The organism is Pseudoalteromonas aurantia (assembly GCF_005886875.1).
Classification (GTDB): domain Bacteria; phylum Pseudomonadota; class Gammaproteobacteria; order Enterobacterales; family Alteromonadaceae; genus Pseudoalteromonas; species Pseudoalteromonas aurantia_A.
Genome location: NZ_PNBY01000060.1, coordinates 1 through 10,509, shown reverse-complemented (window position 1 = coordinate 10,509; position 10,509 = coordinate 1). Strand labels below are relative to the sequence as shown.

Below are 10,509 nucleotides of genomic sequence, written 5' to 3'. Positions count from 1 at the left end.
TATCTGATCGGCATTAGGCAAAATGCCGGTTTTTTATTAAACAATAAAATTATTGTACAAGTTCTTGTTCAGAGAACTCATCAGCAAACATTGGGCTAGATAAATAGCGCTCTGTTGCACTTGGTAAAATAACAACAATGTTTTTATCTGCATTTTCTGGCTTTTCAGCTAAGCGCTTTGCTGCAACAACAGCAGCGCCAGATGAAATACCCACTAAGATACCTTCATGTTTCATAAGTTGGTGCGCCATCGCGATCGCATCTTCATTTGAAACAAGTTCTGTCCCGTCAATAAGTTCTAAATCGAGGTTACCAGGAATGAATCCAGCACCGATCCCTTGAATTTTATGAGGCCCTGGCTTAACTTCTTCACCAGCTAATGTTTGTGTGATCACTGGAGAGTCTATAGGTTCAACAGCGATTGCTTTAACATCTAATCCTTTTTCTTTTTTCAAGTAACGGGTTGTACCAGAGATTGTCCCACCAGTACCTACACCAGCAACGAAAAAGTCTACTTTACTATCCATTGTTTCAAAAATTTCAGGGCCGGTTGTTTCGAAGTGAATTTTAGGGTTCGCTGGATTTTCGAATTGTTGTAGCAAAACAAACTTACTAGGGTCGCTTGCTAAAATTTCATTGGCTTTATCAATAGCGCCTTTCATACCCTTAGCACCTTCAGTAAGTACTAAGTTTGCACCGAGTGCTTTAAGCAATTTACGACGCTCTAAGCTCATTGTATTTGGCATTGTTAAAGTTAACTTATAACCGCGAGCTGCTGCAACAAATGCCAGTGCAATACCCGTATTACCTGAAGTCGGCTCAATGATTTCTTTACCTTCAGTTAATAAACCTGATTCTTCTGCTTCCCAAATCATCGATGAGCCAATACGGCACTTAACGCTAAAGCTTGGGTTACGTGCTTCTACTTTGGCATATACGTTACCACTTGTAACACGATTAAGTTTGACGATTGGTGTTTGACCAATCGCTTGGCTGTTATCAGCGAAAATTTTAGACATTGTGTTCCCTTAAGTACTTAGGTTTGCTTAATGTCACACTTTACTTGGCTTTAATGAAAAAAGAAGTAAAGAATGGCTATAAGATATATTAAAATTGCTTATAGCCAAAAGAAATAAAAAATCTTTTGTTATTCCTACATTAACCATGCGTAACTAAACTTTGCAAAGAAAGTTTTATTGTCTTTAATTATTTTTTCTAGGTCATCATCTTGATACCCATTGTCTGAATAGCCGGCAAAAAATACAGTCTGCGGGTTAATTTTATAACTATATAAAAGTTGAGAACTTAACCCTTTATAGGTGGCGTTGACATCAGGGTCGATATAATTGCTGAGGTTACGATCTATGTCGGTACGGATCACGGCCAGTCTTAAGTAGCTATTAATGTTAAATTGATAGGTAAGGCGCATGTCAGTTAAATTCGCGGTATAAACGTTTGAGCTTTGTGCTTCAAGCTGCTCATAGGTGTGGCGTAAACGAACCTCAAAATGTTTACCTAAATTGACATTAATAACAGGCCGTGCAAAGTACTCCTTTCCTAATCGGTTATTACTTAAATCAAGTTTGTTGCCGGTTCTCAAGTTTAAACTCGCAAATACACCAGAAAGAGGCTTGAATTCCATATAGGTCCATACTCTATTCTCTGTAAAGCGATCTGTATTGCCGTTGATATTGAGGCGCGCCTGATCATGTCGAAGGCCCGTGCGCTTTCTATGTTCAATTCCAACATCAAATGTGCTTTGTAGCGGGCCATTCACCGCAAAGTTGGTTTGTACTTCTTTTTCTAGTAACTCGCCTTCTTCATTGTGGGTTATATCCCAATCGGTGTACCACTTAGCTCTATTCCACCAACTCTCTTTTGTGCCATACCATCGATACTCAAGCCCGGTAACAAATTTGTTATAGTCCACTTGTGACATAAACCCTAAGTCAGATCTTAATCCTGCACCGTGATTTCGATAACTTCCGAACATGCGCCAATATTTTTGGTTGTGTTCGTAATTGATAAGGTACCCAATACCTGTTGTGTCATCACTGTTAAGCACTCGTAATGTACTTTCATCGAAGTCACAGTCTTTAAATTGTTCGCACGGTTTTTTAGACTGAGAGTTACAATCCCCATTTTCTCCGTCGCATAACTCATCGATAAAAGGTTGGGAGTATTCGGTGTCTGAAGCAAATAATTGGAGCTTTAACGTATCATGTGACGTTGGCTGATATTTACTATCTATACTGACAAGCTGATTACTATAATCATCGCTTTGCCTTAGCGTTGTCGTTGTCCCAATGGAGAGCGTATTACCAAAGTCGTATCGATATCGCAGTGCAGCGTTATCGCTTTTTTGTTCTAAAGTAACAATTCGAGAGCCTAAGTTTCCAGGGATCATGACGTTTAAATGTTCATCGTTAGCAACAAAGGCAGCAAATGTGTGGCTTTGTTTATTGCTGGTAAATTTGATCCCGTAGTCTGGTGCAGCAACGTTACGAGTGTGAATAAGGTTAGTGTAAGAAGAAAAGTAGTCAGTATTATCCAAGAAAAAAGCACGTTTTTCCGGGAAGAATAGACTAAAACTGTTGTTTACACTTAATTGTCCTGTGTCAGCTTCAACCTGAGAGAAGTCTGGGTTGAGTGTGGCATTAAGGGTCATATCTGGTGTTATGGCCCATTTAACATCTAAACTGGGCTCGGTGTTATTGTTACTTTCCCAGTCGTTGATATCTGAGCCGTCGATGTCTCTGGTTTCCGACCTGTTGAGCACAAGAGAGGGGATTATTGCGACATTATTGCCTTGCTTGGCTTTTTTAAAGCCAGAGTAAAGAGGCATTTGGCAGATCCAGCAATTATTGGCATGAGTAAGTTGCATACTCGATAGTCTTAAACGTTCATTCCGTGGGTAGAATCGTAAAAACTCCATAGCCATGGTTTTTACGTCTGTATTATCATCGAAATTTAAGACTCGTAATGGGATTTCTACTTCTACTGTATATCCGCTATCGTGAATTTTCCCGGCACTGTCCCATATTCCATCCCACGATGTGCTTTCGCTTTTGGTTAATTCATTTTCAATCGAATCTTGCTGAACTCCCAAGGGGTTAATGAAGAATTGATAGGCAGAACGATTATTATTAAAAGAGTCTATTTTGATGCCAACTAGATCGTCATCCCAAGCTCGATCTCTATCTCTAAAAAATGCGCGAATTTTTGAAGGGTTAGGATCAGAAGCCTCAAAGCCAATAAATAAAGACCTGCCATTTTCATAAACATAGGCAGTAGTTTCGACTGGGCTAGGACTATTTTCATGCGGCCATGTGACGTTATTTATGGTTATTTTTTTGGCGCGTTCCCATGCCTGTTCCGTGAGTTCACCATCAATTTTTGCGGATTGCTCAATGTAAGGAAGTGGACTGGATATTTCTGTACTATGTCCCACAAATGGTATGAGCAAAGAAAATGTGAAAAGAGTATTTTTTATCATTTTTGATATAGGTTTTACACATAAGTTGACGTGCATTAAAAGGTATTTCGATTTACTTAACAATTAGTACGCGGTAAAGCGCAGTTTAATAAGTTTAGATGGATCTTGTTGGTCACCGATTTTTTAACATTTTTTGTTAAAAACATGGTAAAAAAGCGCATCGTTTTAAATTGAGAAGTATTATGTCGTTAATTTTAAAGCTTATTGCAGGTATTGTTGGCGGGATCTTAGCCGGCTTTTATCTTCCTATGGTATTAGTTGAGCTTTTGTACACAGTAAAGGTCATTATTGGGCAGTTGATTAGTTTTACTATCCCGCTGATTATTTTGTTTTTCATCGCATCGGGTATTGCAGGGCTACCAAAAGGGTCTGGTCATTTACTTGGTAAAACAGTGGGTTTCGCATATGGCTCAACGGTGATTGCGGGTACTCTTGCGGTATTAGTTGTGAATGCATTTATTCCATTCTTCGATGGGGCAATGACTTTTCAAGCTGCTGAGGCAACAAATATTGAAAGTCTGATAGATATTGAAATACCGCCTCTTATGGGTGTAATGACCGCTTTAGCAACGGCTTTTATATTCGGCATTGGTATCAGTCAATTGAATTTACCCACATTAAAAGATGTTACAGATCAAGGGCGCGATATTATTGATGTTTTATTGGCAAAGGTAATCATACCAGCTTTACCATTTTATATTGCTGGCGTATTCGCTGAAATGGCAAAGGCTGGCACGGTAGCTGATACGCTTAGCACCTTTGGTATTGTGTTGGTTGCAGCATTAGTTATGCATTGGGTATGGTTGAGTGTTTTATACATTGTAAGTGGCATATTACTTAAGCGCAGCCCATTAGAATTGCTAAAAAATATGTTGCCTGCTTATTTTACTGCTATCGGTACTATGTCTAGTGCAGCAACTATTCCTGTTTCGCTTAAGGCAAGTAAAGCGAATGGCGTAAAGGATGAAGTCGTCAATTTTTCTGTACCATTATGTGCCACTATCCATCTATCGGGATCGACAATTACGATTGTGACTTGTGCGATGGCGGTGATGTTATTATCGCCCGAAATGAATGTGCCACCATTACTATCAATGTTACCGTTTATTTTTATGCTGGGGGTTGTAATGATTGCAGCACCGGGTGCACCGGGTGGTGCCGTGATGTCAGCGTTGGGTTTATTGACTTCTATGCTAGGATTCAATGAAGCCGCTGTGGCACTTATGATTGCGTTGTACTTAGCACAAGACAGTTTTGGTACAGCCTGTAATGTTACGGGTGATGGGGTTATAGCTCTTTGGGTTAATCGATTCTCAGATAAATCTTAACTTAAGAGTGTCAATAATGGAGACTGAGTGGTAAAGCTCAGTCTTTTTTATTTGTTTTTAGTATTTTTATCCTCAGATGTAATTTTGTTTAGTATGGTTTGTAAATTTATGTGGTACTCTCAAGCAGTTGCATTTTAAATGTGTAATTACCAAGAATTAGTTAAGAGGATCAGCCATTGATTAACGTACTTTTAGTTGATGATCATGAACTTGTAAGAACAGGTATCAAACGTATATTAGATGACGTACGTGGCTTTAAAGTGGTTGGTGAAGCTAAAACGGGTGAAGAGGCCGTGGCATATTGCCGTCAAAGTGAGCCAGACATCGTTTTAATGGATATGAACATGCCAGGTATTGGAGGACTTGAAGCGACAAAAAAGATTTGCCGTTACTGTCCTGATGTTAAAGTGATCGTTTTAACCGTACACTGCGAGGATCCGTTTCCCAGTAAAGTGATGCAGATTGGTGCTCATGGTTATCTAACAAAGGGTGCTGGCCCTGATGAAATGATAAATGCCATTCGTGCTGTGAATGCAGGGCAGAGATATATTGCCCCCGAAATTGCACAGCAGATCGCGCTAGCTCAGTTCAGCGGCCGTAATGATGAAAATCCTTTTCAAGCATTGTCGGAGCGCGAGCTACAAATCATGCTTATGATCACTAAAGGCGAAAAAGCGCAGGATATAGCCGAACGTTTAAATTTAAGTTCAAAGACAGTGAACAGCTATCGCTATCGTATGTTTGAAAAGTTAAATGTGGGCGGTGATGTTGAGCTGACACATTTGGCGATTAGGCATAAAATGATAGACATTGATACCACCCATTGATTTTTTGTTTAAATGACGTCATTTGATCACAAAGCATTTTTAAAAACTTTGTCGACAGAACCTGGTGTATATCGCATGTACGATAGCGAACATCAGGTTATTTATGTCGGCAAAGCTAAAAGCCTCAAAAAACGCGTTTCTAGTTACTTTCGAGTTAACATACCAGACAGTAAAACTCGAGTATTAGTAAGTAATATCGATAGTATTGAAGTTACATTGACCAATACTGAGACCGAAGCGCTTCTGCTTGAAAACAACCTGATAAAGAAATACCAACCTCGCTACAATATATTGTTGCGCGATGATAAGTCGTATCCGTATATTTTGTTGAGTGGTCATAAGCACCCCCGCCTGGCGTTTCATCGAGGCAGTCGTAAATATAAGGGGGAGTATTTTGGGCCATTCCCAAGCAGTGCTGCGGTATCTGAAAGTTTACGGTTAATGCAAAAGATATTTCCAGTTCGCCAATGTGAAGACGCTTATTATAGAGCGCGTAGCAGGCCTTGTTTACAACATCAGCTTAAACGATGTGCGGCACCTTGCGTGGGTAAAGTCTCTGATGACGACTATACAGAGCAAGTTGATATGGTACGACAGTTCTTAAGTGGTAAATCACAACAAGTGATTGCAAAGTTAGTTGAGCGAATGGAAAAGGCCAGTGCTGTACTCGATTTTGAGCTTGCGGCTAAAGTACGAGACCAAATTGCATTACTTAGGCAAATGCAAGAGCAGCAGTCCGTTGCCGGAAACTTTGCAGAAATGGATGTCATTGGTTTTGTACAGCAAAATGGCTTAAGTGCTGTTCATATGCTTATGATCCGAGATCACAAAATACTGGGCACCAAGACGTATTTCCCTAAAGTACCTAAAGATTCGAAAGCAGATGAAATTTTAACTGCGTTTATTGGGCAATATTATTTGGGCAGTGGTGGCACTAGTCGCATAGCCAAAGAGGTTATTTTACCCATGGCTCTGCAAGAACAAGAAGATTTAGCACTTGCGCTTGGGGAAGTGGCTGAGCGAAAGGTGCAATTGAAATCACAGCTACGAGGTGAGCGCGCACAGTATTTGGCTTTAGCAAACAAAAATGCAGCAAATAGCATTGCAGTGAAACAAAGTGCTCAAGACTCTATCAATAAGCGGTATGCTTTATTAAAAGAAGCATTACAGTTGAGCGACATAAAAAGAATGGAATGTTTTGATATAAGTCACACCATGGGAGAGAACACTGTTGCATCTTGTGTTGTATTTGATGGACAAGGACCAAATAATAAAGAATATAGACGTTTTAACGTTGAAGGTATTACGCCTGGTGATGATTATGCGGCTATGAGTTTCGCTTTAAATAAACGTTACGGAAAATTAAAAGATGAAGAAAAAGTCCCCGATGTCATTTTTATAGATGGGGGAAAAGGGCAGCTAGGAAGGGCTGAGGCATTTTTTGAGCGCTGGACACTTGATAAAATGCCACTATTAATTGGTGTGGCAAAGGGCGAAGGGCGTAAGCCTGGCCTTGAAACTTTACTGATTGATGGTGGAAGGCGTACCGTAAATATTGCATCTGATTCGCCCGCGTTGCATCTTATTCAACATATCAGAGACGAGTCACATCGTTTCGCCATTGCCGGGCACAGAAATAAGCGTCAGAAACAGCGTACACAATCGTTATTAGAAGAGATAGAAGGAGTAGGTCAAAAGCGTAGACAAGCCTTACTTAAATACCTAGGTGGTATGCAAGGGGTGAAAGCTGCTAATATCCATCAATTAAAGCAAGTTCCTGGGATCAGCCCGCAAACGGCTGAGAAGATATTTAACCATTTGCATGACAAAGCTTGACCATTCATGCGAACATACAAAAAAGATCTCACTAAGTAGTTATGTGGAATATTCCAAACACACTGACAACGTTTAGGTTGTTATTAATCCCTGTATTCGCAGTTTTATTTTATTTACCCTATTCGTGGGCTTTCTTTGCCGCCGCTTTTATATTTTGGTTAGCGGCGGTAACAGATATTCTTGATGGGTATTTAGCGCGTAAACTTCAGCAATCAACACCATTTGGCGCGTTCTTAGATCCTGTTGCTGATAAAGTTATGGTAAGTGTCGCTTTAGTTATGTTGGCTACATTCTATCAAAACGTATTTGTGACCATTGCAACGGTTATTATTATTAGTAGGGAAATTGTGATATCAGCATTAAGGGAATGGATGGCTGAACAAGGCAAAAGAAGCAATGTTGCGGTATCAAATATGGGTAAGATAAAAACGGCTGCACAAATGTTAGCCATCATGGGACTAATTTGGCAGTATGCGCCATGGATGATCACATTAAGTTATGCACTATTAGCGATTGCAACACTATTAACAGTAACTTCAATGCTTTCTTATCTATATGCAGCAAAGTCAGAATTGACTAAATCTTAAGTAAAATGTTTATAATTAGAGCGCTTTAGATAAAAAATAAGCAAACGATTAAAAACATTCATTTTTTTTATTGACGCATATCATAACTTCTGTAGAATGCGTCCGTGTTGAGAGGGCAGTGAGTCCTTTAAATCAAAAGGCGAGTATAGCTCAGTTGGTAGAGCGCGACCTTGCCAAGGTCGAGGTCACGAGTTCGAGCCTCGTTACTCGCTCCAATTTTGATTATGTTTGGCGGAATGGCAGAGTGGCTATGCAGCGGATTGCAAATCCGTCTACCTCGGTTCAACTCCGGGTTCCGCCTCCACATCTCAACACTCCACATGCGAAAGCAACCCGATGCCCGGGTGGTGGAATTGGTAGACACAAGGGATTTAAAATCCCTCGTTCGTAAGGACGTGCCGGTTCAAGTCCGGCCCCGGGCACCATTTCAGAATGAGGCTTCTCATTTTGATTAGTGTTAATTCACTAAATTTAGATTGCGAGTATAGCTCAGTTGGTAGAGCGCGACCTTGCCAAGGTCGAGGTCACGAGTTCGAGCCTCGTTACTCGCTCCAATCTAAATGCTTACGCAGCCCGATGCCCGGGTGGTGGAATTGGTAGACACAAGGGATTTAAAATCCCTCGTTCGTAAGGACGTGCCGGTTCAAGTCCGGCCCCGGGCACCATTTGATTGCGAGTATAGCTCAGTTGGTAGAGCGCGACCTTGCCAAGGTCGAGGTCACGAGTTCGAGCCTCGTTACTCGCTCCAATCAAATTAGATATTAAAGTTTGCGATGATATCATTTAACGTTTAAGTTAAATACGCATTTTTATGCGAGTGTAGCTCAGCTGGTAGAGCGCGACCTTGCCAAGGTCGAGGTCACGAGTTCGAGCCTCGTTACTCGCTCCAAACTTTAACAAATATGGCGGAATGGCAGAGTGGCTATGCAGCGGATTGCAAATCCGTCTACCTCGGTTCAACTCCGGGTTCCGCCTCCATTATTAGTTATACTCCACATGCGAAAGCAAACCCGATGCCCGGGTGGTGGAATTGGTAGACACAAGGGATTTAAAATCCCTCGTTCGTAAGGACGTGCCGGTTCAAGTCCGGCCCCGGGCACCATTCTATAAAAGCATCATTTTTACATCATCAAAATAAATATCTAATTATATTGTCACTAAACTTCAATTAATTTTAACGGTTAATGTGTTGAACGATTAATATCGTCAAAACAAAGCTTGATCTTGGCTTTTTGCAATACTAGTACGCAAATGTTCAAGATTGGCTGAATAACTTCCTTCCTCTTCAAAAGCACGTTTTCACACTCACAAGAACAGTAAAGCTCTTATTAGCAAATTCTTGCTTCCTAATGTTTATGACTATGGTGAAGTACAAGTAGAACCAAATTTTTCAATCAAGTTAGTTCCTACATGACATACTTTATAATGAAAATAGCCTTAAGATTGTTATATAAGATTCGACATAATCAATTGCTCAATTATTTTAAAGTTACCTCTATTTTTTAAACTAGGGGTGGGGTGTTTTTCCAATTAAGCGTTGGTTGCGGGTGATGTTTTAATTCTAGGTTTAAGATTCTCCCATATTCTATTGTCAATTCAGATGTGTTTTATCAGCTAGTCGATATGTTTGATGATTAATAACGCCTTTAACTCGACAGGTTCTAAGGTTCTATCTCCGATATATAAGTATGTTCTCTGATATGTCTATATGTATTTGTCAGTTATGAGCGCTTATGTTGTGAGTGATCAAATCAAGTTTAAATTTTTTAGTTATTGCTTTAGGTACCTATCAGTATTTTGACCTAAATAAAAGTAGTCGGCATCTTGTTTTCAAGCTTAGCTCTTCGAGTATGCCTCTATTAAGGATGGAGATTATAATAGGACCCAATCAGTGTTCTGTGATTACCATAAGTTATCCACAGGTTTTTGTGGGTAACTTGTGGGTTTTTGGTGTGTATATCTGTATGTTTCTAAAGATGAACATTAATGAATATTTTCATTAAAAAAGGCTTGATCAAAAAAAGGAACTCCCTATAATGCGACCCCACTGACACGGAGCACTATGCTCACTTAGCAAAGCAAAACGAGTCAGCGTTAAGTAAAACTTAGTTTTAAAAAATTTTTTAAATCAAGTGTTGACAAAAAAATAGGAAAGCGTAACATGCGCAGCCCTAGCGAGATAAAGCAAAGCGCTTAATCATCGCAACGTTCTTTAAAAATATGAAGCAATCATCTGTGTGGGCACTCGTACAGATTGAGTTCTAACAGCGAACCTTCTTTCTTAGATTGAGGCAACGCAAAAAAATTTAGAGTCTCAATTGATTTTCTCTTCGGAGAAACTGAGTGACCAACGGAAACAAGTTTACTTGTTTCAGCACAGTCAATTCGATTTCGAAAGAAATCAAAATCAGAATTCAATGAGCACGAAACACTTTC

General features: G+C 40.0%; 6 protein-coding genes and 9 tRNA genes. 13 read left to right on the top strand and 2 right to left on the bottom strand.

Annotated elements, in window-relative coordinates; genetic code table 11:
• Positions 1–49: 49 nt before the first annotated feature.
• Complete coding sequence (gene cysK, locus CWC18_RS12785) at positions 50–1,018, bottom strand: cysteine synthase A (RefSeq protein ID WP_138675389.1); 969 nt, start codon at positions 1,016–1,018, stop codon at positions 50–52.
• Between the two features lie 134 nt (positions 1,019–1,152).
• Positions 1,153–3,450, bottom strand: coding sequence for a carbohydrate binding family 9 domain-containing protein (locus CWC18_RS12780; protein ID WP_249348150.1), 2,298 nt, complete (start codon positions 3,448–3,450; stop codon positions 1,153–1,155).
• Positions 3,451–3,677: 227 nt separating this feature from the next.
• Here CWC18_RS12780 and CWC18_RS12775 point away from each other — a divergent pair, with 227 nt between their 5' ends.
• The 13 genes from CWC18_RS12775 (at position 3,678) to CWC18_RS12715 (ending at position 9,175) form a co-directional block, all read left to right on the top strand.
• Positions 3,678–4,823, top strand: coding sequence for a dicarboxylate/amino acid:cation symporter (locus CWC18_RS12775; RefSeq protein WP_138592619.1), 1,146 nt, complete (start codon positions 3,678–3,680; stop codon positions 4,821–4,823).
• Between the two features lie 176 nt (positions 4,824–4,999).
• On the top strand, positions 5,000–5,650 hold the full coding sequence (uvrY, locus tag CWC18_RS12770; protein WP_138592618.1) for a UvrY/SirA/GacA family response regulator transcription factor: 651 nt from the start codon (positions 5,000–5,002) through the stop codon (positions 5,648–5,650).
• Between the two features lie 12 nt (positions 5,651–5,662).
• Positions 5,663–7,486: an excinuclease ABC subunit UvrC gene (gene uvrC, locus CWC18_RS12765; RefSeq protein WP_138592617.1), complete on the top strand. Its 1,824-nt coding sequence runs from the start codon at positions 5,663–5,665 to the stop codon at positions 7,484–7,486.
• Between the two features lie 41 nt (positions 7,487–7,527).
• On the top strand, positions 7,528–8,073 hold the full coding sequence (pgsA, locus tag CWC18_RS12760; RefSeq protein ID WP_138592616.1) for a CDP-diacylglycerol--glycerol-3-phosphate 3-phosphatidyltransferase: 546 nt from the start codon (positions 7,528–7,530) through the stop codon (positions 8,071–8,073).
• A gap of 139 nt (positions 8,074–8,212) precedes the next feature.
• Positions 8,213–8,288, top strand: a tRNA-Gly gene (locus CWC18_RS12755).
• A 15-nt stretch (positions 8,289–8,303) separates the two neighbouring features.
• Positions 8,304–8,377 (top strand) — tRNA-Cys (locus tag CWC18_RS12750).
• Positions 8,378–8,411: 34 nt separating this feature from the next.
• Positions 8,412–8,498, top strand: a tRNA-Leu gene (locus CWC18_RS12745).
• Between the two features lie 53 nt (positions 8,499–8,551).
• Positions 8,552–8,627, top strand: a tRNA-Gly gene (locus CWC18_RS12740).
• 24 nt (positions 8,628–8,651) lie between these two features.
• Positions 8,652–8,738 (top strand) — tRNA-Leu (locus CWC18_RS12735).
• 7 nt (positions 8,739–8,745) lie between these two features.
• Positions 8,746–8,821, top strand: a tRNA-Gly gene (locus tag CWC18_RS12730).
• 65 nt (positions 8,822–8,886) lie between these two features.
• Positions 8,887–8,962 (top strand) — tRNA-Gly (locus tag CWC18_RS12725).
• A gap of 15 nt (positions 8,963–8,977) precedes the next feature.
• Positions 8,978–9,051 (top strand) — tRNA-Cys (locus CWC18_RS12720).
• Between the two features lie 37 nt (positions 9,052–9,088).
• Positions 9,089–9,175: transfer RNA gene (locus tag CWC18_RS12715), tRNA-Leu, on the top strand.
• The last annotated feature ends 1,334 nt before the right edge of the window (positions 9,176–10,509 follow it).

What these genes read in the sequence shown, in the direction of transcription:
- cysK (WP_138675389.1), bottom strand. Translation starts at nt 1,018, where the DNA reads ATGTCTAAAATTTTCGCTGATAACAGCCAAGCGATTGGTCAAACACCA.
- CWC18_RS12775 (WP_138592619.1), top strand. Translation starts at nt 3,678, where the DNA reads ATGTCGTTAATTTTAAAGCTTATTGCAGGTATTGTTGGCGGGATCTTA.
- pgsA (WP_138592616.1), top strand. Translation starts at nt 7,528, where the DNA reads ATGTGGAATATTCCAAACACACTGACAACGTTTAGGTTGTTATTAATC.
- uvrC (WP_138592617.1), top strand. Translation starts at nt 5,663, where the DNA reads ATGACGTCATTTGATCACAAAGCATTTTTAAAAACTTTGTCGACAGAA.